This is a genomic window from Achromobacter sp. NPDC058515, from assembly GCF_042721735.1.
In the GTDB taxonomy this organism is placed as follows: Bacteria; Pseudomonadota; Gammaproteobacteria; order Burkholderiales; family Burkholderiaceae_B; genus Achromobacter.
In genome coordinates this window covers 349,723-371,658 of the sequence record NZ_JBHXNI010000001.1, presented here as the reverse complement: position 1 = coordinate 371,658, position 21,936 = coordinate 349,723, and the positions used below count along the sequence as shown (strand labels likewise).

Here is a 21,936-nt window from a genome sequence, read left to right as displayed (position 1 = left end):
GCAGGGTGAGTCAAGAATATGTAGACGCAAGATCAATTTGCGCATGCCCCCCGCGTGCCAGGAGACCGCGCCATGCCCGATACGGAATTCGCCATTTCGGCCAGCGCCGGTGCCGACCGGCGCGAGCAATGGCGCGCCGCGCTCTCCAATGCCTTCGGTCCGTTCGAGGTGCATGGCGGAAAGCCGGACAGCTTCGCGGGGCATGTTCGTTACGCGCGCCGCGCCAGCCTGCAGTTCAATGACCTGCACTATCAGGGGCAAAAGCTGGAACGCACGGCCGGCAACGTGTCCCGGCTGGACCAGGAGTTCTATACCTTCGGCCTGCCGCTGGCGGGACCTCTGGCTGTGCGGCAGCAGGGGCGCGAATTCCAGGTCGAGCCCGGCTGCGTGTACCTGATGAACCAAAGCCTGCCCTACCAGGCGACGGCGCAGGGGGAGGCGGGCTATCGCAGCCTGAGCGTGTCGTTTCCGCGCAGCGCGCTATCGCAGCGGGATTCGCGCATCGGCGCCTTCTACAAGCTTCGCACGGATGACGGATCGCCCCGCGGGGCGTTGCTCGCCAGCTACATGGACCATCTGTTCAAGGGCATGGACGGCTGGTCCGACGGCGAGGTTGCCGAGCTGGGCGAACGCCTGATCGACCTGATCGTCCTGTTTCTGGTGCAGCCGGGGCAGGGGCCCGCGTCGGAATCGGACAGCAGCGTCACGGTGGCGCATCGGGCGCGCGTCCTGGCCTACATTCGCCAGCATCTTGCGGACCCGACATTGTCGCCGCTACAGGTGGCGCAGGGCTGTGGCGTGTCGGTTGCGTATCTCCATCGCATCCTGCGCGCCGGCGGCCTGTCGGCGGAGTCGTTCATCTTCGATCAGCGGCTGGACAGGTGCCGCGAACTGCTGCTGAACCCGCAGCACCGCCATCGGGGCATCGCCGAACTCGCCTATCAGGTCGGGTTTTCCCATCCCTCGCATTTCAGCCGGCTGTTCAAGCAGCGCTTCGGCATGACGCCGCGCGATATGCGGGCGGGCGGCCAGGCGCCGCGGGCCTGATTCCGCCTGGCGCGGGCCGGGAAAAAGAAGCGGCCCGCCTCGGGGGGGCCGCTGGCGCATCAAGACGGGCGAACCTGGCTCAGAACGGCGAGGGCTGGTTCGAGAGGTCGGCGATGCTGTTGCTCTTCAGGTCCAGGCGGATATGCTCCGAAGGCGCGCCGCTGGCAAGCTTGAGCATGATCGCCATCAGCGGCTTGAAGCGGGCCTTGAACAGGTCGGCCAGCGTGTTGGCGTTGCTGACGCTGTTGCCGTTCATCTGCACCGCGGCGTTGGTCTGGGCCAGCGCCTGGGCCAGCAGCTTGTACTGGCTGGCGCGTTGAGCGGGGATGTCGGCGAATGCCAGGTCGCCGGCATTGGCCAGGCGCACGAAGTCTCCCGCCAGCTCCAGGGCATTCCACTGCGCAAAGTCCGCCAGCTGCATGCCGTTGGCCTGGGCGAGGGCCTGCGCGCGGGACTGGGCATCGGCCAGATTGGAGGCGTAGGCCGGGTTGCCGGCGCCGCTGCCGCCGCCGTCGGCGAGGCAGGCGAAGAAGGCCGAACTCAGATTGTTCTGGTTGCCGGTGTTCGCCAGCTCCTTGAGCGTAACGGTCGTCTGCAGCTGCGACAGCGTCAGCAGGTCGGCGCCCGTCAGGGGGCTCTTGACCAGTTCGCGCATCTCGCAGCGCCAATCGTCATTGAGCAGGCGCAGGCGCACCAGTTCGCTCATGTAGCGATAGGTGAAGTCGCCGTAGTCCGTGGCGTCCAGGATCGACACGTCCCAGCGCGGCGGCGTGTCATAGGCGTTCTCGGCGCGGTAGAGGTCGAACAGTTCGTCAAAGCGCGGCACCTTGTCGAGCCGGATGGTCTGCACTTCGATCTCGTCGGCGCTCTGCAGCGTCATGAGCTTGTAGGCGGGCACGTAGGCCGCCATGGAAGGCGCCTGGATGTTGAATAGCGCCGAGTCGCCGCCGTAGTTGCGCAAGGCCATGTCATTGAAGTGCATGTGGCCGCCCACGTGCACCTTCAAGCCGGTCTCGGCCAGCGCGCGGGTGGTGTTTTCCGCGGGGCGGCGGATCATCTGCATCTTGTTGGCGCCCAGCAGCGCCTCGATGTCATCGGACGCCCCGTTGAAGAACTCCGACATCGGGAAGTGGCTGAAGGCGATGACCTGCTTGCCTTGCGCCTTGCCGCGGGCCACGACGTCGGCCAGCCATTTGATGACGTGGGCCTTGTGCGTGAGCATCTTGTTGTAGCCCTGGTCGCCCGAGCCGGTGAAGTCGTTCGCGCCCATGCCCGTGGGAACATAGACGTTGGCGTCCAGGCCGACCAGCCAAACGCCCTTCACGGGTTCGACCACGTAAGAGGTGTCCGGCACCATCTTGCACAGCGTGTAGTTTTGCGGCTTGTTCGGGCCCCCGGTGCCTTCCGCGCAGATCTCGTACTGGCGGTTGGTCCAGTTGGCCTGCGCCAGCGCGGTGGTGTAGTCGTAGTCGTCGTACTTGTAGGTGCTGTACGGGGTCTCGTAATACACGTTCTGCGGCTGGGGCATGAAACCGTGCTGCTTGAGCGCGTCGGTGATGCCGGCGTAGCCCATGTGCAGCACTTCCTCAGTGCAGTACGTATTGCCCACGCGCGCCCAGTCGCCGCTGTAGGGCGTGCTGCACGCGGCGTTGCCGCCGCGGCTGTAGATGGGCTGCGAGAAGCCGATCGCGTTGGTCGCCGGGTCCAGGCCCAGGTAGTCGCTTTTTCCCGCGGCCTGGTTGAAGGGGCGGTTGGGGTCGTGGTTGCCCGGCGCGGCGAAGAACTGGATGCCGTGCTTCTTCGAGTATTCGTCCATGATCTTGACCAGGCCCCGCATGTGCACGGGTTGGCCGTCGTCCGAGAAGTCGCCCGGCAGCGCGATGTACTTCACGCCGCGCGCGACTGCGTCATTCAACGCCGCCAGGAAGGCGAAGTAGTTTTCGTTGAACAGGCGCGTGGACGTCAATTGCGCGTACATCGTCCGGATCGTGGCGTTGTCGCCCACCTTCGGATTGGGGATGCCCGGGAACGAGCCGTCCTTGAAGTCGGCGTAGACATCGTGGAAATGGATGTCGGGCATGAACGCGACCTGCACGGGGGCGGGCGGCTGGGCCGGCGTTTCCGTGACGGGCGGCACTTCGGCCACCGGGGACTTGTCGTCGTCCTTGTCGCCGCCGCAGGCGGCAAGCAAGGTCACGAGAGCGATGGCGCCTGCCGTGCGGGCATAGCGTGGAAGCGGGGTCATTGTGCTTTGAATTCCTGGGACTTTGTCGTGGCGCAGCGTCCTCCTGTTGCGGGGATCAGCTGCCTGTAAGGGACGCAATGCTCCCCGACACGGATGACAGCGTGATGAATGGCTTTCGAATCGCGGCCTGGCCGCGACAGACGAAAAAAAGCCCCGCAAGCGGGGCTTTCTGCACTGCGGATGCGAGGTCAGATGTGCGTGATGAACTTCGTGACCAGGTAGCCTTCGAACGTTTCCGTACCGCCTTCGCTGCCGATGCCGCTGTCCTTGATGCCGCCAAACGGCGTCTCTGCCAGCGCGCTGCCGAAGTGGTTGATGTTCACCATGCCGGCCTCCAGGCCGTTGGAGACCTTGGTCGCCGTCTTGAGCGAGTTCGTGAACACGTAGGACGACAGACCGAAGGGCAGGCTGTTGGCGCGGCGCAGGACTTCATCGGTGTCGGTGAAGCGGACGACCGGCGCGACCGGACCGAAGGGCTCTTCGGTCATCAGCATGGAGTTGTCGGGAAGATCCGTCACGACCGTGGGGGCGAAGAAGAAGCCCTTGCGATCCAGCGGGCCGCCGCCGACCACCACCTTGCCGCCGTGCTTCTTGGCGTCGTCGATGAAGGCGCTCATGGCGGGCACGCGGCGTTCGTGCGCCAGCGGGCCCATGTCGGTGCCGGCTTCCAGGCCGTCGCCGACCTTGATGTTCTTCAGCACATCGCTAAAGCGCGCCAGGAACTGCTCGTAGGCGCCGTTCTGCACGTAGAAGCGGGTGGGCGACACGCAGACCTGGCCGGCGTTGCGCACCTTGAACTTGGCCAGCATCTCGGCGGCGCGATCGATGTCGGCGTCGTCGAACACCAGCACGGGCGAGTGGCCGCCCAATTCCATGGTGACGCGCTTCATGTGCGCGCCGGCCAGTGCGGCCAGCTGCTTGCCTACCGGCACGGAACCGGTGAAGGACACCTTGCGCACGATCGGCGAACGGATCAGGTAGTCGGAGATCTTGGCGGGTTCGCCCCACACGACGTTCAGGCAGCCCTTGGGCAAGCCTGCGTCATGGAACATGCGGGCGATCGCCATGACCGCGCTGGGCGAATCCTCGGGGCCCTTCAGCACCACCGTGCAGCCGGCGCCGATCGCGGCGGCGATCTTGCGGATGGCCTGGTTGTACGGGAAGTTCCAGGGCGTGAACGCGGCGCAGACGCCGATGGGCTCGCGCACGACGATCTGGCGGACATCGGGGTTGCGCGGCTGGATCACGCGGCCGTAGATGCGGCGGCATTCCTCGGCGTGCCAATCGGCATGCTCGGCGCAGGAGGTGACTTCGCCCACGGCTTCGGCCAGCGGCTTGCCCTGGTCCAGCGTCATGTTGCGGCCGATTTCCTTGGCGCGCTCGCGCGACAGCGTGGCGACCTTGCGCAGGATGGCCGAGCGGTCCATGGGCGACGATTTCTTCCACGATTCGAAGGCGCGCTGGGCGGCGGCTAGCGCGCGATCCAGATCCGCTTCGGTGGCGTGGGGCAGCTGGCCGAGCACTTCGAGCGTGGCCGGGTTGATGACGTCCTGGGTGCGCCTGCCCTCGCCGGCGACGAATTCGCCGTCGATATACAGCGCCAACTGTTCATACATGCCTGTCGTTCCTTGCGAAATAGGAGTGGATAGCGATCGCTGTCGCCCACGGCAGTCTAAACCAGCTTCCACCCGGCGGGGAGGTCCACTCCCGGGCGGACGCTTGGAGCCAATGGCGGCGCGCAGCGCTTGCATGCGCGCGCCGCGATGGACAAAATGGGGAACCTTTGGCTGTCCATCCCGATACCTATCGTGCAACCCGTCGATGTGCGTCCGGCCGCCAAGCCCAGTGTGTATTCCCGGGCCCTTTTCCGCTTCATAGATTGGTTGCGCCACCGCATCGCGCAGGCCTCGCTGGTGGGAGACAAGCCCATTTTTGAGAACAGCCAGTTTCCGTGGGTGGCTGCCCTGGAAGCGCAGGCGCCGGCCATCCGCGCCGAACTGGCGGAACTGCTCTCCGAACGCCAGCATCTGCCGGCCTTCCACGAGATTTCCCCGGACGTGGGCATGATCACGTCCGACGATCAATGGAAGACCTTTGTCTTCATGGGCTACGGCCTGCGTTCGGCCCGCAACCTGGCGCGCTGCCCGGCCACCGCCCGGGCGCTCAAGGGCATACCGGGCATCCGCACCGCGTTCTTCTCCATCCTCGAGCCAGGCAAGCGCATCCCGCTGCACACCGGCCCGTACAACGGCGTGTTGCGGTTGCACCTGGGCCTGGTGGTTCCCGAACCCGCCGAGCGGTGCTGGATCGAGGTCGGGGGTGAGCGCTACAGCTGGAGGGAGGGGCGGGCCGTGGTGTTCGACGACCTGTACCCCCACCAGGTGCACAATGACACCGACGGGCTGCGGGCCGTGCTGTTCGTGGACTTCGAGCGCCCCTGCCGGGTTCCTGTAAAATGGTTGAATCGCCTGGTGCTCATGGCGGCGCCGTTCACGGACGAAATCCGGCGCGGCAAGGCCAATCATGACGCCTGGGAGAAGGGCTACTACCGCCAAAAATAAGGGGGCGGATAGCCCGTAAACCATTCCTCTTCTAGAGGGGCGTGGTCTTTTGTGCGTTATGCCAACAAAGTGCTTGCGCTCAAAATTTAACCACGCTAGAATGATCAGCTTTCCCAGATTGTCGATTCACTTAACCGAAGGCTAGGTGAACGTGTTGGGGGAATACCCGCAGGATTTCAACCCAGGGTCGTTGCGTTGCCAACCAGTTGCTGGTCCAGATGTTGTGGACTTGCCGACAAAAAAGCAGGGCGGCAGACCTGACGGGACCAAAACTGGCAGGAATTGCAGTGTTCCCTTGTTGGGAAAACCGTATTTCCAGTTAAGTTGGAACAGGAAAAATCATGATCCAAATGCAGACCACGCTGGACGTGGCCGATAACACTGGTGCGCGTCATGTCATGTGCATTAAGGTGCTCGGTGGCTCCAAGCGCCGTTATGCCGGTATCGGCGACATCATCAAGGTGAGCGTCAAAGATGCGGCTCCGCGCGGACGCGTCAAGAAAGGCGAAATTTACAATGCCGTGGTGGTTCGTACCGCCAAGGGCGTGCGCCGTAAAGACGGTTCGCTGATTCGTTTCGGTGGCAATGCCGCCGTGTTGCTCAACGCCAAGCTGGAGCCTATCGGCACCCGCATCTTCGGACCCGTTACGCGTGAACTGCGTACCGAGAAGTTCATGAAGATCGTGTCGTTGGCCCCGGAAGTGCTGTAAGGAGCCCTACGATGAACAACATTCGTAAAGGCGACGAAGTCATCGTCCTGACCGGCCGCGACAAGAAGCGTCGCGGTACCGTGCTGGCCCGTGTTGATGCCGACCACGTCCTGGTCGAAGGCGTCAATGTTGCCAAGAAGCACGTGAAAGCCAACCCGATGGCTAACAACCCGGGCGGGATTGTCGAAAAGACCATGCCGATCCACATCTCGAATGTGGCGCTCTTCAACCCCGCAACCGGTCGTGGCGACCGCGTGGGCGTTCAAGAAGTCGAAGGTCGCAAGGTCCGCGTGTTCCGTTCCAATGGTGCCGTTGTCGGCGCCAAGGCGTAAGGGGCGATAGACATGTCTCGTTTGCAAGATTTCTACAAGAGCAAGGTCGCTGGCGACCTGCAGGCCAAGTTTGGCTACAAGAGCGTCATGGAAGTGCCGCGCATCACCAAGATCACCCTGAACATGGGTGTCTCGGAAGCCGTGTCCGATAAGAAGGTTATCGAACACGCTGTGTCGGACCTGACCAAGATCGCTGGCCAAAAGCCTGTCGTGACGAAGACCAAGAAGGCTATCGCCGGTTTCAAGATCCGCGAAAACTACCCGATTGGTTGCATGGTCACGCTGCGCGGTCAACGCATGTACGAATTCCTGGATCGCCTGGTGGCGGTTGCGCTGCCTCGCGTGCGCGACTTCCGCGGTATCTCGGGTCGTGCGTTCGATGGCCGTGGCAACTACAACATCGGGGTGAAAGAGCAAATCATTTTCCCCGAAATCGAGTACGACAAGATCGACGCGCTGCGTGGGCTGAACATCAGCATCACCACCTCCGCGAAGACCGACGAAGAAGCCAAGGCGCTGTTGACGGCCTTCAGCTTCCCGTTCCGTAACTAAGGGGCTGATGACGTGGCTAAACTTTCCCTCATCAATCGCGACATCAAGCGCGCCAAGCTGGCTGACAAGTTCGCTGCGAAGCGCGCTGAGTTGAAGTCGATCATTGACGACCAGTCGAAGACCGACGAAGAACGTTACCAAGCTCGGCTCAAGCTGCAACAGCTGCCGCGCAATGCCAACCCGACGCGTCAACGTAACCGTTGCGTGGTCACCGGTCGTCCGCGCGGTGTATTCCGCAAGTTCGGCCTGACGCGCCACAAACTGCGTGAAATGGCGATGAAGGGCGAAATCCCCGGCATCACCAAGGCCAGCTGGTAGGAGAAACAATATGAGCATGAGCGATCCCATCGCCGATATGCTGACCCGCATTCGCAATGCGCAGCAAGTGGACAAAGTTACGGTGAGCATGCCCTCCTCGAAGCTGAAGGCGGCTATTGCCGCTGTGCTGAAAGACGAAGGCTACATCGACAGCTTTGAAATCAAGGGCACCCAGGCCAAGCCTGAGCTCGAGATCACCCTGAAGTACTACGCTGGCCGTCCGGTCATCGAGCGCATCGAACGCGTCTCGCGTCCTGGGCTGCGTATCTACAAGGGCCGTACCAGCATTCCTCAGGTCATGAACGGCCTGGGCGTGGCTATCGTTTCGACCTCGCGCGGCGTCATGACCGACCGTAAGGCTCGCGCCAACGGCGTCGGCGGCGAAGTGCTGTGCTACGTGGCCTAAGGAGAAATTCGAATGTCACGTATCGCTAAGTATCCGGTCGAACTGCCCAAGGGTGTCGAAGCTGACATCAAGCAGGATCAGATCACTGTCAAGGGCCCGTTGGGTTCCTTGACCCAAGCCCTGACTGGCGACGTCACGGTTTCGCTGGACGAAGGCAAACTCACGTTTGTCGCCGCCAACGAAACGCGTCACGCCAACGCCATGTCGGGTACCGTGCGCGCGCTGGTGGCCAATATGGTCAATGGCGTGAGCAAGGGATTCGAGCGCAAGCTGAATCTGGTTGGCGTGGGTTACCGCGCCTCGATTCAAGGCGACGCCGTTAAGCTGCAGCTCGGTTTCTCGCACGACGTTTTGCACCAGTTGCCGGCCGGTATCAAGGCCGAATGCCCCACCCAGACGGAAATCGTCATCAAGGGCGCCAACAAGCAAGTCGTCGGTCAGGTGGCCGCTGAAATCCGCGCGTACCGCGAACCCGAACCCTACAAGGGCAAGGGTGTGCGTTACTCGGACGAACGCGTCGTCATCAAAGAAACCAAGAAGAAATAACGGCGCACGCAAGGACGAATCATGGACAAAAAAGTTTCCCGTTTGCGTCGTGCGGTTCCGACCCGCCGGAAGATCAACGAGCTGCGCGTTCACCGCCTCTCGATCTTCCGCTCGAACCAGCACATCTACGCCAACATCATTTCGCCGGAAGGCGATCGCATTCTGGTCAGCGCCTCGACGGTGGAAGCCGAAGTGCGTGCGCAACTGGCCGGTCAAACCGGCCAGGGCGGCAACAAAGCCGCTGCTACGCTGGTCGGCAAGCGCGTGGCCGAAAAGGCCAAGGCTGCCGGTATCGAACTGGTCGCTTTCGATCGCTCGGGCTTTCGTTACCATGGCCGCGTGAAAGCGCTGGCCGATGCCGCGCGTGAAGCCGGCCTGAAGTTCTAAGCGAGGATCTGTCAAATGGCTAAAGTACAAGGCAAGAACGCCGCGGAAAAAGAGAACGATGACGGCCTCCGCGAAAAGATGATCGCGGTCAACCGCGTGAGCAAAGTGGTCAAGGGTGGTCGCACCATGAGCTTTGCCGCGCTGACCGTGGTTGGCGATGGCGATGGCCGCATCGGTATGGGTAAGGGCAAGGCGCGTGAAGTGCCGGTGTCCGTTCAGAAGGCTATGGAACAGGCCCGTCGCGGCATGTTCAAGGTCGCTCTGAAGAACGGCACGCTCCACCACACCGTGGTTGGCAAGCATGGCGCCGCTACCGTGCTGATCTCGCCCGCTGCTGAAGGTACTGGCGTTATCGCCGGCGGCCCGATGCGCGCTATTTTTGAAGTGATGGGTGTGCGTAACGTGGTTGCCAAGAGCCTGGGCTCGAGCAACCCCTACAACATGGTTCGCGCCACGTTGAACGGACTGCGCGCCTCCCTGACCCCGGCCGATGTTGCTGCCAAGCGCGGCAAGTCGGTCGAAGAAATCCTGGGGTAAATCATGGCTCAGAAGCAGATCAAAGTGACCCTCGTGCGCTCGGTGATCGGTACCAAGCAATCGCACCGTGATACGGTTCGCGGTTTGGGCTTGGGCCGCATCAACAGCAGCCGCGTGCTGGTCGATACGCCCGAGGTGCGTGGGATGATCCGTAAGGTGGATTATCTCGTTTCCGTCTCGGAAGCCTAAGGAATCACCATGTCGGATATGCAACTTAATTCGCTGAAGCCCGCCGAGGGCAGCAAGCACGCCAAGCGCCGCGTCGGCCGTGGCATCGGTTCGGGTCTGGGTAAAACCGCCGGCCGTGGCCACAAGGGTCAGAAGTCGCGCTCGGGCGGTTTCCATAAGGTTGGCTTCGAAGGCGGTCAAATGCCGCTGCAACGTCGCCTGCCCAAGCGTGGTTTCACCCCGCTGGGTCAACACCTGTATGCCCAAGTTCTTTTGTCGGACCTCCAGGCCCTGCCCATCGATGAAATCGACGTGCAAGTGCTGAAGGCGGCTGGCGTGATTGGCCAGGCGGTTCGTTACGCCAAGGTCATCAAGTCGGGTGAACTCTCGCGCAAGGTCGTGCTCAAGGGCATTACCGCGACGGCCGGCGCTCGCGCCGCCATCGAAGCCGCGGGCGGCTCGCTTGCTTGATCAGAGGTGACGAGTGGCTAACGCGCAGGCATTGGGCAAAACCGGAGCACGGTACGGCGATTTGAAGCGTCGTCTTGTGTTCCTGGTGCTCGCCCTGGTGGTTTACCGTTTGGGTACACACATCCCCGTACCGGGTATCAATCCGGATGCGCTGGCGGACTTGTTCCGTCAGAACCAGGGCGGGATCCTGGGCCTGTTCAACATGTTCTCGGGCGGGGCGCTCTCGCGTTTCTCGATTTTTGCCCTGGGGATCATGCCGTACATTTCGGCATCCATCATCATGCAGTTGATGTCGGTGGTGGTGCCGTCGCTGGAGGCGCTCAAGAAAGAGGGCGAATCCGGACGTCGGAAGATTACCCAATACACCCGCTACGGCACTGTCGTGCTGGCGCTGGTGCAAGCAGTGGGCATTTCGGTGGCGTTGGAGTCCCAACAGGGACTGGTGATCGATCCGGGCATGCTGTTTCGCTTCACGACCGTCGTGACTTTGGTCACCGGCACCATGTTCGTCATGTGGCTGGGTGAGCAAATCACGGAACGCGGTCTTGGCAACGGGATTTCCATCCTGATCTTCGCAGGTATCGTTGCGGGTCTGCCCGCGGCGCTGGCTGCACTGTTGGACCTGGTCCGCACCAACGCGATGTCCGTGCTTTCGGCACTGTTCATTGTGGCTCTGGTGGTGCTGGTTACCGCTTTTGTGGTGTTCGTGGAACGCGGACAGCGCAAGATCACGGTGAACTACGCCAAGCGTCAGGTCGGCAACAAGGTCTACGGTGGCCAAAGCTCGCATTTGCCGCTGAAGCTGAACATGGCAGGGGTGATTCCGCCGATCTTCGCATCGTCGATCATTCTGTTCCCGGCCACGATCACGAGCTGGTTCTCCAGCAGTGAGAACATGCGCTGGCTTAGCGACCTGGCTGCGGCCCTGTCGCCTCGTCAACCGCTCTACATCACGCTGTACTCGGTCGCGATTATTTTCTTCTGCTTTTTCTACACGGCTCTGGTTTTCAACAGCCGCGAAACGGCGGACAACCTGAAGAAGAGTGGTGCGTTTGTTCCGGGCATCCGTCCGGGCGAGCAAACAGCGCGCTACATCGACAAGATCCTGATGCGTTTGACGCTCGCAGGTGCCATCTACATCACGTTGGTGTGCCTGTTGCCGGAATTCTTGGTGATGCGCTGGAACGTTCCCTTCTACTTCGGTGGTACGTCTCTGTTGATTATTGTGGTGGTGACGATGGATTTCATGGCGCAGGTTCAGGCCTACATGATGTCTCACCAGTACGACTCGTTGCTCAAGAAGGCTAACTTCAAGGGCGCGGGTTTGCCGATGCGGTAAGCAAAAGAATGTCCAAGGACGACGTCATTCAGATGCAAGGCGAGGTTCTTGAGAACCTCCCGAACGCGACATTTCGCGTCAAGCTCGAAAACGGCCACGTGGTGTTGGGCCATATTTCCGGCAAGATGCGTATGCATTACATCCGGATCCTGCCGGGTGACAAGGTCACAGTGGAGCTCACGCCCTATGATCTGACGCGAGCCAGGATAGTTTTCCGCTCCAAATGAGCGGAACCGGATTACGGAAAATTAGGAGTCAACCATGAAAGTAATGGCATCGGTTAAGCGGATCTGCCGCAACTGCAAAGTTATCAAACGTCACGGCGTGGTGCGCGTTATCTGCACCGACCCGCGTCACAAGCAGCGTCAAGGCTAACTCGGGTTAGCGACTACGCAACGGATTTATTCAAGGAACAGTCATGGCCCGTATTGCTGGCATTAACATTCCGCCGCAACAGCACGCCGAGATCGGCCTGACCGCCATTTTTGGCATCGGTCGTACGCGCGCTCGCAAAATCTGCGAAGCGGCAAACGTACCCTTTGACAAAAAGGTCAAGGATCTGAGCGACGCTGAATTGGAACGCGTCCGCGAACATGTTGGTTTGTTCACGGTTGAAGGCGACCTGCGTCGTGAAGTACAGCTCTCGATCAAGCGTTTGATCGACCTGGGAACCTACCGCGGTATGCGTCACAAGCGCGGTTTGCCCGTGCGCGGCCAGCGCACTCGCACCAACGCCCGGACCCGCAAGGGCCCGCGTCGTGCTGCTGCGTCCCTGAAGAAATAATCGAGGAACTGGATTATGGCGAAAGCTTCCACCAGCGGCGCTTCGCGCGTGCGCAAAAAGGTCAAGAAGAACGTCTCGGACGGCATCGCGCACGTTCACGCTTCGTTCAACAACACCATCATCACCATCACCGACCGTCAGGGCAACGCACTGTCGTGGGCCACTTCGGGCGGTGCTGGCTTCAAGGGTTCGCGTAAGTCGACCCCGTTCGCCGCGCAAGTCGCCGCTGAAACGGCTGGCCGCGTCGCGCTCGAGTACGGCATCAAGACGTTGGAAGTGCGCATCAAGGGCCCCGGCCCCGGTCGCGAATCGTCGGTCCGCGCTCTGAACGCGCTGGGCATCAAGATTTCGAGCATCGCCGACATCACGCCCGTTCCGCACAACGGCTGCCGTCCGCCGAAGCGTCGTCGTATCTAAAGGGAATCCACATGGCACGTTATATTGGACCCAAATGCAAGCTCTCGCGCCGCGAGGGTACTGACCTGTTCCTGAAGAGCGCCCGCCGCTCGCTGGATTCCAAGTGCAAGCTGGATTCCAAGCCTGGCCAACACGGCCGCACTTCGGGTGCCCGCACTTCCGACTACGGCCTGCAGCTGCGCGAAAAGCAAAAGCTCAAGCGCATGTACGGCGTGCTGGAAAAGCAATTCCGCAAGTACTTCGCTGAAGCCGAGCGCCGCCGTGGCAACACCGGCGAAACGCTGATCCAGCTGCTGGAATCGCGCCTGGACAACGTCGTCTACCGCATGGGCTTCGGCTCGACGCGCGCCGAAGCTCGCCAGCTGGTGAGCCACCGCGCCATCGAACTGAACGGCCACACGGCTGACATCGCTTCGATGCTGGTCAAGGCTGGCGACGTCATCTCGATCCGCGAAAAGGCCAAGAAGCAAGGCCGCATCAAGGAATCGCTCGACCTGGCCACCAGCATCGGCATCCCCCAGTGGGTGGAAGTCGATACGACCAAGTTGACCGGTACGTTCAAGTCGGCCCCCGATCGTGCAGATGTCGCCCGCGACATCAACGAATCGATGGTCGTGGAACTGTACTCGCGTTAATCAAGCCTGCCGGCGCCTCCTCGCGAGCGCGCCGGCGAGTTGGTATCGCGATCCGTTTGCACGTCCCGCAGCAGCCCGCTTTCCGCCTTCCGGTGGAGCGGGCTTTGCGGTAAGTATCGGGCGGCCGTTTGCGCGCTGTCCGAGTTTCATGTTTCACCCTGTCCATCAGCCTTATCGGTGTAACGAGCCGAGGGTATTGAAAAGGAACACAGTAAATGTCCACTCAAGGTTTCCTGAAGCCGCGCTCCATTGAAGTCGAACCGGTCGGCACGCACCATGCCAAGATCGTGATGGAGCCGTTCGAGCGTGGCTACGGTCACACGCTGGGCAACGCCCTGCGCCGCATCCTGCTTTCTTCGATGACCGGCTACGCGCCGACCGAAGTCCAGATGACGGGCGTGGTGCACGAATACTCGACCATCCCGGGCGTTCGCGAAGATGTCGTCGACATCCTGCTGAACCTGAAGGGCGTGGTCTTCAAGCTGCACAATCGCGACGAAGTGACCCTGGTTCTGCGCAAGACCGGCGCGGGCACCGTGCTGGCCAGCGACATCGAGCTGCCGCATGACGTCGAGATCATCAACCCCGGCCACGCCATCTGCAACCTGACGGAAGCGGGCAAGCTGGAAATGCAGATCAAGGTTGAAAAGGGCCGCGGCTACGTGCCGGGCAACGTGCGCGCGCTGTCGGAAGACCGCACCCACACCATCGGCCGCATTGTTCTGGACGCTTCGTTCAGCCCGGTTCGCCGCGTGAGCTACGCTGTTGAAAGCGCCCGCGTGGAACAGCGCACCGACCTGGACAAGCTGGTTCTGGACATCGAAACCAACGGCGTGATCTCGCCCGAGGAAGCGGTTCGCCAGTCGGCTCGCATCCTGATGGACCAGATCTCGGTCTTCGCCGCACTGGAAGGCGCCGGCGATTCGTACGAAGCTCCGGTCCGCGGCACGCCGCAGATCGATCCGGTGCTGCTGCGCCCGGTCGACGACCTGGAGCTGACGGTGCGTTCGGCCAACTGCCTGAAGGCCGAAAACATCTACTACATCGGCGACCTGATCCAGCGCACCGAAAACGAGCTGCTCAAGACCCCGAACCTGGGTCGCAAGTCGCTCAACGAAATCAAGGAAGTCCTGGCTGCACGTGGCTTGACCCTCGGCATGAAGCTCGAGAACTGGCCGCCCCTGGGCCTGGAACGTCCCTAAGTACTGAAAGGGTGCCGCCCCTGAAAGGGGGCGTCTCCCGCGGCGCCCGGCTTCACCGCCGGGCGGTTTGCGAAATCGTCGTAAAATGCACCGTTTTCTACCGGACCGCGGCCTGATTGCAGGTTGATAGAAGAGCCGGACAACCCGATGGCGGAAACGCTGTCTCTAGATTCAAAGGAAACTTATCATGCGTCACGGTAATGGCTTGCGTAAGCTCAACCGCACCAGCAGTCACCGTCTTGCCATGTTCCGCAACATGGCTGTTTCGTTGATCACCCACGAAGCAATCAAGACCACGCTGCCGAAGGCGAAAGAATTGCGCCGCGTCATCGAACCCCTGATCACGCTGGGCAAGGAGCCCACGCTCGCGAACAAGCGTCTGGCTTTTGCCCGTCTGCGCGACCGCGATGCGGTGGTGAAGCTGTTTGCCGAAATCGGCCCGCGCTACGCGGCCCGTAACGGCGGCTACACCCGCGTGCTGAAGATGGGCTTCCGTCAAGGCGACAACGCTCCCATGGCTTTCATGGAACTGGTTGACCGTCCGGAAGTTGATGAAGCCGCTGCGGACAGCGCTGCCGAATAAGTTCGGTAGAGCGATAAGCGACAAGGGCGGGTCTTCGGACCCGCCCTTGTTTTATTTGGGCGCCGCCTTGGCCTTGCGGCGCCGTCAGGACGGCCGTGCGCGGATCGCGCCTACGAGGCGTGGAGTTCCCCGCGCAACTGCGCCGCGGTCGCCGCCAGCACGCCCTGCGGGGGCTGGGGCGGCATCTTGAACGTCAGGTCCTGCTGCTCGATGTACTGCGTGGAGGTCAGGTCCTGCGTGTGGTGCATGGGGATGACGTGGGCGTGCGCGTGCGCGACGTGGATGCCGGTGAAGGCGAAGCCCACGCGCTCGACGCCGTACAGGCGCTTCATGTGACGCCCCAGCTTTTGTCCCAGGTTGAGGATGTGGCCCGCGAGATCGGCGGGCATGTCCTCGTAGTAGGGGTAGTGCTGCTTGGGAATGATGAGGGTGTGCCCGGGGCGGACCGGCTGGATATCCAGGAAGGCCAGCAGGCGCTCGTCCTCGTGGATCACGTGCGCGGGGATCTCATGGCGGGCGATGCGGCAGAACAGGCAGTTGTCGGACATGCAGGCCTCGGCGTATGGGGTGGCATGGCGGCGCTTGCCGGCCCGGCAGATCCGGACTGTGGCCGCAATACCGATAAAATACCCCGAGTTACATCCCACGCGGGTATCCCAAGGAGACTCCATGTTGCGCGATGACGACGTCGTGCTGGTCATCAGCAATGCGCCGGACCTGTTGCTCGCCAAGCGCATTGCGCATGTGCTGGTCGAGGACGGGCTGGCGGCTTGCGTGAACCTTGGCGCCGCCGGCCTGTCCATCTACATGTGGAACGGAGAGGTCGAAGGGGCCGAGGAAATCCCCATCCAGATCAAGACCACATACGCGCGTCACCAGGCCGTTGTGCAGGCCCTGGCGCAGATGCATCCCTACGATGTGCCCGAGATCATCGTGCTGCCTGTCATCGGCGGCGCGGCGCCATACCTGGACTGGGTGCGCGAGCAGACGGCCATTACGCAGAACAAGAGAGACTGATGTTGCAACTTGCCGGTACCGTCGACGCGCCAAGGCCCGCGACGAGCGCGACTCGCGCTTTTTTCAGGCAATGCCTGGCGCTCCTGGCGATGGTTTTGCTGTTGCTGGGCTGGCAGGCGGCCGCGCAGGCCGAGACCGAGTTCCTGGAGCCCGAAAAGGCCTTTGTGTTCAGCGCCCGGATGACCTCGCCGGAAATGCTGGAACTGCATTACCGTGTTGCGCCTGGCTACTACATGTACCGCGAGCGGTTCGGCATCGCCATCAGCCCGGCCGGCGCCACGACGCTGGGCGAGGCCGTCTATCCCAAGGGCGAGGTCAAGTACGACCCGACCTTCGAGAAGGACATGGAGGTCTTCCACAAGGACGTGACGATACGCGTGCCGGTGGGCGCGGGCGGACAGCCCTTTACCTTGACGCTGACGGGCCAGGGCTGCGCGGATGCGGGCCTCTGTTATCCCCCCATGGACAGCAGCGTGAAGCTCACGCCGGTGGCGGGCGGCTATGCCTTGGCCGGCGCGGGCGCCGGGGCGGCGCCGGCAACGCCCGCGGCGTCCGGCGGCCTCGCCGCGCTGGTCAATGCCGGCGACACCGGCCTGGCGGACGCCTTGGGCGGCCTGGGCTGGATCAAGACGGCGGGCGTCTTCCTGGTGCTGGGCCTGTTGCTGGCCTTCACGCCCTGCGTGCTGCCGATGATTCCCATCCTGTCTTCCATCGTGCTGGGCGGGGCGGCGCAGCAGCGCCCGACGCGCGGACGCGGCCTGGCCTTGGCCGCAACCTATGTGCTGGGCATGTCGGTGGTGTACACGGCCCTGGGCGTTGCCGCCGGCCTGAGCGGGGCCGGGCTGGCCGCCTGGCTGCAGACGCCGTGGATCCTGACCTTGTTCGCCATCCTGCTGGCCGTGCTGGCGCTGGCCATGTTCGACGTATTCACCTTCCAGATGCCTTCGGGCATCCAGGCCAGGCTTTCCGAACGGTCCTCGCGCATTCCCGGCGGGCGCTACACGGGCGCGCTGGTGATGGGCGCCTTGTCGGCGCTGATCGTCGGCCCTTGCGTGGCCGCGCCGCTGGCCGGCGCGCTGTTGTACATCTCGCAGACCGGCGATGTGGTCCTGGGCGGATCCGCGTTGTTCGCGATGGCCTGGGGGATGGGCGTGCCGCTGCTGATCGTGGGCGCGTCCTCGGGCGCCTTGCTGCCCAAGGCCGGCTCCTGGATGGATGGCGTGAAGCGCCTGTTCGGCATGCTGTTGCTGGCGACCGCCTGGTGGATGCTGATCCCCGTGGTGCCGACCTGGGTGCAGATGACGGGCTGGGCATTCCTGGCCGTCGTGTCCGCCGTGATGCTGCGGGCCTTTGACGCCTTGCCAGAGGGCTCAGGCGCCGCGCGCATGTTCGGCAAGGGCCTGGGCTTGCTGCTGGCGCTTGCGGCCGCTGCGTGGCTCGTGGGCGCGGCTAGCGGCGGCCGGGACGTGCTCCAGCCCCTGTCGCACCTGGCGGCGCGCGCCCAGGCGCCGGCGGGCGCGGCGAACGCCGGCGGGGAAGTCCATTTCACCCGCGTGCGCAACAACGCCGAGCTGGACGCGGTGCTGGCGCAAAGCCGGCAGCCGGTGATGTTGGATTTTTACGCCGACTGGTGCGTGTCCTGCCGCGAGATGGAGCGCTTTACCTTCACCGATCCGGGCGTTGCGCAACGCATGGCGGGGATGGTCCTGGTGCAGGCGGACGTGACCGCGAACAACGCCGACGACCGCGCGCTGCTCAAGCGCTTCCGCCTGTTCGGCCCGCCCGGCATCATGTTCTTCGAGCCCGGCGGCAAGGAGATCCAGGACGCGCGCGTGGTGGGTTTCCAGGACGCCAAGCGCTTCACCGAGTCGCTCGACCGCGTGCTGGCGCGCTGACAGGGCAGGCGCGCACGGGCGCTCTTCGTCTGATGCGCGCAACGCGTCCAGGCGCGCATTGAGTCGGGGGACGGAGCGAGATACCATGTCCGCTGCGCCGCGTGGGCGGCGCACTCAACTCCCTCCAGGCCGACGCCCGTGACGTCCCCGACAATTGATGCAAGCCAGGACCGGCAAGGTCTTATCTATCTTCAATTGATGCTGGTCATGGCCACATGGGGCCTGAACGTCGTCTCCATCAAGTACCTGACGCAGCACATGGACATCCAGGCGCTGGCCGCCGTGCGGATCGTCATTGCGTTCGTCACCGTCACCCTCATCATCAAGGCGCGCCGCGGCCGCATTCCCAAGCTCGGCCTCGCGCAGCTGGGCTGGGTGGCGCTGGCGGGCTTTCTGGTGGTCTACGCGCACCAGATGGCGCTGGTGTCGGGCCTGCGCTTTTCATCGGCCGCCAACGGCACGCTCATCATGGCTACCAGTCCCCTGCTGTCCGCCTTGCTGGCCGCCATTTTCTACCGCGAAAGACTGACGCTCGTGCGCATCTCCGGCGCGCTGCTGGGCTTGCTTGGCGTGGGCATGGTGGTGGCGGGCAGCGGCGCGCAGTTCGGCTTGACCGGGTGGGGCGACGCAGTGGTTTTCGTGGCCGTGCTGGTGTTCGTGTGCGGCGGGCTGGTGATCCAGCGCATGTCGCGGATGATGGATCCGCTGGGGATGCTCTGGTACATGTATCTGGCCGGCGGCCTGATGCTGGTGGCGCATGCGGCGCTGACGCCGTCGTCCTATCAGGCCGGCACGTGGCAGATGGCGTGGTGGCCCTGGGCGGTCCTGATGTTCTCGGCCGTGATCGCCTCGGGCGTCAGCAACATCGTCTGGAACGCCGGCATCGCCCGGCTGGGCATCAGCCGCGCGGCCCTGTTCGTGAACTGGCTGCCGATCTTCGGCCTGCTGTTCGCGGCCTTGTTCCTGGACGAGCACGTCACGCCGACGCACGTGGCCGGACTAGCCTGCGTGCTGGGCGGGACCTGGCTGGGCCTGCGGCGCGGCGCGCCGTCCGCGCGCGCCAATGCCGTGAAGAGCTGAGGCCGGCCGCGCGTTGCGCAAGCGGCGGGATGGCCGGTCCGCAACGCTTGTTCAGCGCTGGTTCTTGAGCAGCTTTGCGGCTTCGATCGCGAAGTACGTCAGGATGCCGTCGGCGCCGGCGCGCTTGAACGCCAGCAGCGCTTCCATCATGACCTTGTCGTGGTCCAGCCAGCCGTTGGCGGCGGCCGCCTTGATCATCGCGTACTCGCCGCTGACCTGGTAGGCGAAGGTGGGCACGCGGAACGTGTCCTTGACCCGCCGCAGCACATCCAGATAGGGCATGCCGGGCTTGACCATGACCATGTCGGCGCCTTCCTGCAAGTCGGCCGCCACTTCGCGCAAGGCCTCGTCGAGGTTGCCCGGATCCATCTGGTAAGCCATTTTGTTGGACTTGCCCAGGTTGGTGGCCGAGCCCACGGCGTCGCGGAACGGGCCGTAGAAGGCGCTGGCGTATTTCGCCGAGTACGCCATGATCCGCGTGTGGATATGGCCGTTGGCCTCCAGCGCGCGGCGCACGGCGCCGATGCGGCCGTCCATCATGTCGCTGGGCGCCACCATGTCGACCCCGGCTTCGGCTTGCGCCAGCGCCTGCCTCACCAGGATTTCCACCGTGGGCTCGTTGATCACGTAGCCGTCTTCATCGATGACGCCGTCCTGGCCATGGCTGGTGTACGGGTCCAGCGCCACGTCGCACAGCACGCCCAGCTCGGGAAAGCGCGCCTTCAGTTCGCGGACCACGCGCGGGACCAGGCCGTCGGGGTTGACGGCTTCGATGCCGTCGGGCGTCTTCAGGGAGGGATCGATGGCGGGGAACAGGGACAGCACCGGGATGCCCAGCTCCACGCATTCTTCCGCCACCGGCAGCAGGGTGTCCAGCGAGTAGCGGACCACGCCAGGCAGGGACGGCACCGCTTGCCGCAGGCCGGAGCCTTCCGCCACGAAGACCGGGTAGATCAGGTCATTGACCGTCAGGGCGTTCTCACGCACCAGGCGCCGGGTGAAGTCGTCGCGGCGCAGGCGGCGGGGGCGGGAAACCGGAAAGTCAGGAGTGATGAGCTGCGGGTTCATGGTACGACCTTGGGAGAAATCCAATTTTCGATATGTTCGCCGGCCTCTTCCAGGCCGATGCGTTCGGGCGCCGAGAAGGGGATGGTGTGCAGGGCGCCGATATCCGCCAGGTCCTTGCGCACGGAGAAGACGGTGCGCATGCGCTGGCCGTAAGGCAGCTTGTCGGCCTTGGTGAGCAGCGCCAGCACGGGGCGTCCGGTGGGGGCGATGAAGTTGGCCAGGCGGCGGTCCAGTTCGGTCACGCCGCGGCGGATGTCGATGAGCAGCACGATGCCGGCCAGCGATTCGCGGTCGCGCAGATAGCCGCCGAGGATGTCCGCCCATTTTTCTTTCTCGTTGCGGGCCACGGACGCATAGCCGTAGCCGGGCAAGTCGACGAGAAAGCCGATGTGGCCTTCCGGATCCAGCGGGTCCGGCAAGCCGAACATGTTGATCAAGCGCGTGCGGCCCGGCGTCTTGCTGGAGAACGCAAGACGGCGCTGGTTGCACAGCACGTTGATGGCCGTGGATTTACCGGCGTTGGAGCGGCCGACAAAGCAGACCTCGGGAGCGCCGGCGGCCGGCAACTGGTCGAGGCGAGCTGCGGAGGTGAGAAAGGAGGCGCGATGTAGGAGGGACACGGATGGCTTTGGATACGGTTGGTTTCGAGCCCTATTGTATAATCCGGCGTTTGCTACAGTGGTCCCCGTGCGCGGAGCCGTCTTTTTTGCTTACTGTTTAGCTGCCTGATGCCCGTTATGGGCACGATCGGAGCAGCATCGCAGCAATATCGCAAGCAGGACAAGCAAAACAGGTTCGATACGGTTTTCCTGGGTGTGCGGGCAGGCGTGGGCGCCTTTTTGCGCCTTGATCGATGTGATCGTCGAGGTCTTCATGAAGCGTGTGCTGTCCCGGATGTTGGTTGCGAGCGGGCTGTTGCTCGGCGCCTCCGCCTTATCTGCTACGAGTTTCGCCGCCGACGGCGCTGCGGGCCCGGCCAAACCAGATGCCGCCAAGGGCGGTCAGCTGTTTGACCAGGGGGACGCGAGCCGCGGCATCATTGCCTGTGCCTCCTGTCACGGCGCGGCGGGTAATAGCACCATTCCGGTGAACCCGAACCTGGCCGCGCAGCCCCATGAGTATCTGGCCAAGCAACTTGCCGATTTTCAGGTGAAGCAGGGCGCCAAGCTGCCCGTGCGCAATGGCCCGGGCGGCAATCCGACCCCGATGACGGCCATGGCGCAGAACCTGACGCCGGCCGACATGCAGAACATCGCGCTGTACCTGGCGATCCAGCCGCTCAAGGAGCCCGCCACGGCCGGCCACGAGAAGCTGGTTGAGCTGGGTCAAAAGATCTGGCGCGGCGGTTTGCCCGAACGCAATGTTCCTGCGTGCGCGGCATGCCATTCTGCCAATGGCGCCGGGATTCCCGGCCAGTACCCCCGACTGTCGGGGCAGTTCCCCATGTACATCGAAGAGCAGCTGAAGCTTTTCCGCAGCGGCGACCGCAAGAACGACATCATGCACGCCATCGCGGATCGCATGTCGGATGCCGACATCAAGGCGGTGTCGGATTACGCGGCTGGACTTCGGTAGGCGATTGGCTGCAACGTGCGCGGCTGGTCCGCGTTGACGCAACTAGAGCGTGACGGAACCT

30 protein-coding genes are annotated in these 21,936 nt (G+C 63.3%); 24 read left to right on the top strand and 6 right to left on the bottom strand.

What is annotated here, in order from left to right:
• Positions 1-72 precede the first annotated feature (72 nt).
• Positions 73-1,047, top strand: a complete 975-nt coding sequence (locus tag ACFWP0_RS01760; RefSeq protein ID WP_377839282.1) for a helix-turn-helix domain-containing protein — start codon at positions 73-75, stop codon at positions 1,045-1,047.
• A 79-nt stretch (positions 1,048-1,126) separates the two neighbouring features.
• Here the strand turns inward: ACFWP0_RS01760 and ACFWP0_RS01755 are convergent, their stop codons facing one another.
• Positions 1,127-3,292: a metallophosphoesterase gene (locus ACFWP0_RS01755; protein WP_377839281.1), complete on the bottom strand. Its 2,166-nt coding sequence runs from the start codon at positions 3,290-3,292 to the stop codon at positions 1,127-1,129.
• 188 nt (positions 3,293-3,480) lie between these two features.
• The gene (locus ACFWP0_RS01750; RefSeq protein ID WP_377839280.1) at positions 3,481-4,908 is read right to left on the bottom strand and encodes an NAD-dependent succinate-semialdehyde dehydrogenase; all 1,428 of its coding nucleotides are present in this window, start codon (positions 4,906-4,908) and stop codon (positions 3,481-3,483) included.
• A gap of 192 nt (positions 4,909-5,100) precedes the next feature.
• On the opposite strand from ACFWP0_RS01750, the gene ACFWP0_RS01745 reads away from it, so the two are divergent.
• The 19 genes from ACFWP0_RS01745 (at position 5,101) to rplQ (ending at position 15,240) form a co-directional block, all read left to right on the top strand.
• Positions 5,101-5,853: an aspartyl/asparaginyl beta-hydroxylase domain-containing protein gene (locus ACFWP0_RS01745; RefSeq protein ID WP_377839278.1), complete on the top strand. Its 753-nt coding sequence runs from the start codon at positions 5,101-5,103 to the stop codon at positions 5,851-5,853.
• 341 nt (positions 5,854-6,194) lie between these two features.
• Positions 6,195-6,563: a 50S ribosomal protein L14 gene (rplN, locus tag ACFWP0_RS01740; protein ID WP_006216531.1), complete on the top strand. Its 369-nt coding sequence runs from the start codon at positions 6,195-6,197 to the stop codon at positions 6,561-6,563.
• A gap of 11 nt (positions 6,564-6,574) precedes the next feature.
• Entirely contained in the window at positions 6,575-6,895 is a 321-nt protein-coding gene (gene rplX, locus ACFWP0_RS01735) for a 50S ribosomal protein L24 (protein WP_056571030.1), read from the top strand.
• A 12-nt stretch (positions 6,896-6,907) separates the two neighbouring features.
• Positions 6,908-7,447, top strand: a complete 540-nt coding sequence (rplE, locus tag ACFWP0_RS01730; protein WP_006216529.1) for a 50S ribosomal protein L5 — start codon at positions 6,908-6,910, stop codon at positions 7,445-7,447.
• A 12-nt stretch (positions 7,448-7,459) separates the two neighbouring features.
• Entirely contained in the window at positions 7,460-7,765 is a 306-nt protein-coding gene (gene rpsN / locus ACFWP0_RS01725) for a 30S ribosomal protein S14 (RefSeq protein ID WP_006227037.1), read from the top strand.
• 10 nt (positions 7,766-7,775) lie between these two features.
• Positions 7,776-8,171: a 30S ribosomal protein S8 gene (rpsH, locus tag ACFWP0_RS01720; RefSeq protein ID WP_006216525.1), complete on the top strand. Its 396-nt coding sequence runs from the start codon at positions 7,776-7,778 to the stop codon at positions 8,169-8,171.
• A gap of 12 nt (positions 8,172-8,183) precedes the next feature.
• On the top strand, positions 8,184-8,717 hold the full coding sequence (rplF, locus tag ACFWP0_RS01715; protein WP_377839277.1) for a 50S ribosomal protein L6: 534 nt from the start codon (positions 8,184-8,186) through the stop codon (positions 8,715-8,717).
• A gap of 21 nt (positions 8,718-8,738) precedes the next feature.
• Complete coding sequence (gene rplR, locus ACFWP0_RS01710; RefSeq protein WP_377839276.1) at positions 8,739-9,104, top strand: 50S ribosomal protein L18; 366 nt, start codon at positions 8,739-8,741, stop codon at positions 9,102-9,104.
• A 15-nt stretch (positions 9,105-9,119) separates the two neighbouring features.
• Positions 9,120-9,641: a 30S ribosomal protein S5 gene (gene rpsE, locus ACFWP0_RS01705; RefSeq protein WP_042795917.1), complete on the top strand. Its 522-nt coding sequence runs from the start codon at positions 9,120-9,122 to the stop codon at positions 9,639-9,641.
• A 3-nt stretch (positions 9,642-9,644) separates the two neighbouring features.
• On the top strand, positions 9,645-9,830 hold the full coding sequence (gene rpmD / locus ACFWP0_RS01700; RefSeq protein WP_006216520.1) for a 50S ribosomal protein L30: 186 nt from the start codon (positions 9,645-9,647) through the stop codon (positions 9,828-9,830).
• A 9-nt stretch (positions 9,831-9,839) separates the two neighbouring features.
• The gene (rplO, locus tag ACFWP0_RS01695) at positions 9,840-10,280 is read left to right on the top strand and encodes a 50S ribosomal protein L15 (protein ID WP_171667056.1); all 441 of its coding nucleotides are present in this window, start codon (positions 9,840-9,842) and stop codon (positions 10,278-10,280) included.
• Positions 10,281-10,293: 13 nt separating this feature from the next.
• On the top strand, positions 10,294-11,619 hold the full coding sequence (secY, locus tag ACFWP0_RS01690; protein ID WP_039882533.1) for a preprotein translocase subunit SecY: 1,326 nt from the start codon (positions 10,294-10,296) through the stop codon (positions 11,617-11,619).
• 8 nt (positions 11,620-11,627) lie between these two features.
• On the top strand, positions 11,628-11,846 hold the full coding sequence (infA, locus tag ACFWP0_RS01685) for a translation initiation factor IF-1 (RefSeq protein ID WP_003806927.1): 219 nt from the start codon (positions 11,628-11,630) through the stop codon (positions 11,844-11,846).
• Positions 11,847-11,880: 34 nt separating this feature from the next.
• Entirely contained in the window at positions 11,881-11,994 is a 114-nt protein-coding gene (gene rpmJ / locus ACFWP0_RS01680) for a 50S ribosomal protein L36 (RefSeq protein WP_003806928.1), read from the top strand.
• A 43-nt stretch (positions 11,995-12,037) separates the two neighbouring features.
• On the top strand, positions 12,038-12,403 hold the full coding sequence (gene rpsM / locus ACFWP0_RS01675) for a 30S ribosomal protein S13 (RefSeq protein WP_008168996.1): 366 nt from the start codon (positions 12,038-12,040) through the stop codon (positions 12,401-12,403).
• A 15-nt stretch (positions 12,404-12,418) separates the two neighbouring features.
• Positions 12,419-12,820 (top strand): 30S ribosomal protein S11, encoded by a 402-nt coding sequence (gene rpsK / locus ACFWP0_RS01670; RefSeq protein ID WP_006216516.1) that lies wholly within the window; start codon positions 12,419-12,421, stop codon positions 12,818-12,820.
• A gap of 11 nt (positions 12,821-12,831) precedes the next feature.
• Entirely contained in the window at positions 12,832-13,455 is a 624-nt protein-coding gene (gene rpsD / locus ACFWP0_RS01665; protein ID WP_006389633.1) for a 30S ribosomal protein S4, read from the top strand.
• Positions 13,456-13,670: 215 nt separating this feature from the next.
• Entirely contained in the window at positions 13,671-14,657 is a 987-nt protein-coding gene (locus ACFWP0_RS01660; protein WP_306634690.1) for a DNA-directed RNA polymerase subunit alpha, read from the top strand.
• Positions 14,658-14,844: 187 nt separating this feature from the next.
• Positions 14,845-15,240, top strand: a complete 396-nt coding sequence (gene rplQ / locus ACFWP0_RS01655; protein WP_171667054.1) for a 50S ribosomal protein L17 — start codon at positions 14,845-14,847, stop codon at positions 15,238-15,240.
• A 110-nt stretch (positions 15,241-15,350) separates the two neighbouring features.
• Here rplQ and ACFWP0_RS01650 read toward each other — a convergent pair whose 3' ends face one another.
• Positions 15,351-15,788 (bottom strand): HIT family protein, encoded by a 438-nt coding sequence (locus ACFWP0_RS01650; RefSeq protein ID WP_377839274.1) that lies wholly within the window; start codon positions 15,786-15,788, stop codon positions 15,351-15,353.
• A gap of 121 nt (positions 15,789-15,909) precedes the next feature.
• On the opposite strand from ACFWP0_RS01650, the gene cutA reads away from it, so the two are divergent.
• The 3 genes from cutA (at position 15,910) to ACFWP0_RS01635 (ending at position 19,232) form a co-directional block, all read left to right on the top strand.
• The gene (gene cutA / locus ACFWP0_RS01645; protein ID WP_377839273.1) at positions 15,910-16,257 is read left to right on the top strand and encodes a divalent-cation tolerance protein CutA; all 348 of its coding nucleotides are present in this window, start codon (positions 15,910-15,912) and stop codon (positions 16,255-16,257) included.
• Positions 16,257-18,152 (top strand): protein-disulfide reductase DsbD, encoded by a 1,896-nt coding sequence (gene dsbD / locus ACFWP0_RS01640; protein ID WP_377839272.1) that lies wholly within the window; start codon positions 16,257-16,259, stop codon positions 18,150-18,152. Before cutA ends, dsbD begins: the two co-directional genes overlap by 1 nt.
• Before the next feature lie 198 nt (positions 18,153-18,350).
• Positions 18,351-19,232 carry a DMT family transporter gene (locus ACFWP0_RS01635; protein WP_377839639.1) on the top strand — a complete coding sequence of 294 codons (882 nt, stop codon included), beginning with the start codon at positions 18,351-18,353 and terminating at the stop codon, positions 19,230-19,232.
• Positions 19,233-19,283: 51 nt separating this feature from the next.
• On the opposite strand, the gene hemB is transcribed toward ACFWP0_RS01635, so the two are convergent.
• The 3 genes from hemB to ACFWP0_RS01620 form a co-directional block, all read right to left on the bottom strand.
• Positions 19,284-20,300 (bottom strand): porphobilinogen synthase, encoded by a 1,017-nt coding sequence (hemB, locus tag ACFWP0_RS01630; RefSeq protein ID WP_377839271.1) that lies wholly within the window; start codon positions 20,298-20,300, stop codon positions 19,284-19,286.
• Positions 20,297-20,920 carry a ribosome biogenesis GTP-binding protein YihA/YsxC gene (gene yihA / locus ACFWP0_RS01625; protein ID WP_377839270.1) on the bottom strand — a complete coding sequence of 208 codons (624 nt, stop codon included), beginning with the start codon at positions 20,918-20,920 and terminating at the stop codon, positions 20,297-20,299. Before yihA ends, hemB begins: the two co-directional genes overlap by 4 nt.
• Positions 20,921-21,010: 90 nt before the next feature.
• Positions 21,011-21,175, bottom strand: a complete 165-nt coding sequence (locus ACFWP0_RS01620) for a hypothetical protein (protein WP_377839269.1) — start codon at positions 21,173-21,175, stop codon at positions 21,011-21,013.
• Here ACFWP0_RS01620 and ACFWP0_RS01615 point away from each other — a divergent pair.
• The gene (locus ACFWP0_RS01615) at positions 21,174-21,875 is read left to right on the top strand and encodes a c-type cytochrome (protein WP_377839268.1); all 702 of its coding nucleotides are present in this window, start codon (positions 21,174-21,176) and stop codon (positions 21,873-21,875) included. The two genes, ACFWP0_RS01620 and ACFWP0_RS01615, sit on opposite strands and share 2 nt — an antisense overlap.
• The last annotated feature ends 61 nt before the right edge of the window (positions 21,876-21,936 follow it).

What these genes read in the sequence shown, in the direction of transcription:
- ACFWP0_RS01750 (WP_377839280.1), bottom strand. Translation starts at nt 4,908, where the DNA reads ATGTATGAACAGTTGGCGCTGTATATCGACGGCGAATTCGTCGCCGGC.
- rplR (WP_377839276.1), top strand. Translation starts at nt 8,739, where the DNA reads ATGGACAAAAAAGTTTCCCGTTTGCGTCGTGCGGTTCCGACCCGCCGG.
- dsbD (WP_377839272.1), top strand. Translation starts at nt 16,257, where the DNA reads ATGTTGCAACTTGCCGGTACCGTCGACGCGCCAAGGCCCGCGACGAGC.
- cutA (WP_377839273.1), top strand. Translation starts at nt 15,910, where the DNA reads ATGTTGCGCGATGACGACGTCGTGCTGGTCATCAGCAATGCGCCGGAC.
- hemB (WP_377839271.1), bottom strand. Translation starts at nt 20,300, where the DNA reads ATGAACCCGCAGCTCATCACTCCTGACTTTCCGGTTTCCCGCCCCCGC.
- rplE (WP_006216529.1), top strand. Translation starts at nt 6,908, where the DNA reads ATGTCTCGTTTGCAAGATTTCTACAAGAGCAAGGTCGCTGGCGACCTG.
- rpsM (WP_008168996.1), top strand. Translation starts at nt 12,038, where the DNA reads ATGGCCCGTATTGCTGGCATTAACATTCCGCCGCAACAGCACGCCGAG.
- rpsK (WP_006216516.1), top strand. Translation starts at nt 12,419, where the DNA reads ATGGCGAAAGCTTCCACCAGCGGCGCTTCGCGCGTGCGCAAAAAGGTC.
- rplX (WP_056571030.1), top strand. Translation starts at nt 6,575, where the DNA reads ATGAACAACATTCGTAAAGGCGACGAAGTCATCGTCCTGACCGGCCGC.
- ACFWP0_RS01635 (WP_377839639.1), top strand. Translation starts at nt 18,351, where the DNA reads ATGCTGGTCATGGCCACATGGGGCCTGAACGTCGTCTCCATCAAGTAC.
- rplQ (WP_171667054.1), top strand. Translation starts at nt 14,845, where the DNA reads ATGCGTCACGGTAATGGCTTGCGTAAGCTCAACCGCACCAGCAGTCAC.
- ACFWP0_RS01615 (WP_377839268.1), top strand. Translation starts at nt 21,174, where the DNA reads ATGAAGCGTGTGCTGTCCCGGATGTTGGTTGCGAGCGGGCTGTTGCTC.
- infA (WP_003806927.1), top strand. Translation starts at nt 11,628, where the DNA reads ATGTCCAAGGACGACGTCATTCAGATGCAAGGCGAGGTTCTTGAGAAC.
- rplO (WP_171667056.1), top strand. Translation starts at nt 9,840, where the DNA reads ATGTCGGATATGCAACTTAATTCGCTGAAGCCCGCCGAGGGCAGCAAG.
- rpsD (WP_006389633.1), top strand. Translation starts at nt 12,832, where the DNA reads ATGGCACGTTATATTGGACCCAAATGCAAGCTCTCGCGCCGCGAGGGT.
- ACFWP0_RS01760 (WP_377839282.1), top strand. Translation starts at nt 73, where the DNA reads ATGCCCGATACGGAATTCGCCATTTCGGCCAGCGCCGGTGCCGACCGG.
- ACFWP0_RS01660 (WP_306634690.1), top strand. Translation starts at nt 13,671, where the DNA reads ATGTCCACTCAAGGTTTCCTGAAGCCGCGCTCCATTGAAGTCGAACCG.
- ACFWP0_RS01650 (WP_377839274.1), bottom strand. Translation starts at nt 15,788, where the DNA reads ATGTCCGACAACTGCCTGTTCTGCCGCATCGCCCGCCATGAGATCCCC.
- rpsH (WP_006216525.1), top strand. Translation starts at nt 7,776, where the DNA reads ATGAGCATGAGCGATCCCATCGCCGATATGCTGACCCGCATTCGCAAT.
- rpsE (WP_042795917.1), top strand. Translation starts at nt 9,120, where the DNA reads ATGGCTAAAGTACAAGGCAAGAACGCCGCGGAAAAAGAGAACGATGAC.
- rplF (WP_377839277.1), top strand. Translation starts at nt 8,184, where the DNA reads ATGTCACGTATCGCTAAGTATCCGGTCGAACTGCCCAAGGGTGTCGAA.
- rplN (WP_006216531.1), top strand. Translation starts at nt 6,195, where the DNA reads ATGATCCAAATGCAGACCACGCTGGACGTGGCCGATAACACTGGTGCG.
- rpmD (WP_006216520.1), top strand. Translation starts at nt 9,645, where the DNA reads ATGGCTCAGAAGCAGATCAAAGTGACCCTCGTGCGCTCGGTGATCGGT.
- ACFWP0_RS01620 (WP_377839269.1), bottom strand. Translation starts at nt 21,175, where the DNA reads ATGAAGACCTCGACGATCACATCGATCAAGGCGCAAAAAGGCGCCCAC.
- rpmJ (WP_003806928.1), top strand. Translation starts at nt 11,881, where the DNA reads ATGAAAGTAATGGCATCGGTTAAGCGGATCTGCCGCAACTGCAAAGTT.
- ACFWP0_RS01755 (WP_377839281.1), bottom strand. Translation starts at nt 3,292, where the DNA reads ATGACCCCGCTTCCACGCTATGCCCGCACGGCAGGCGCCATCGCTCTC.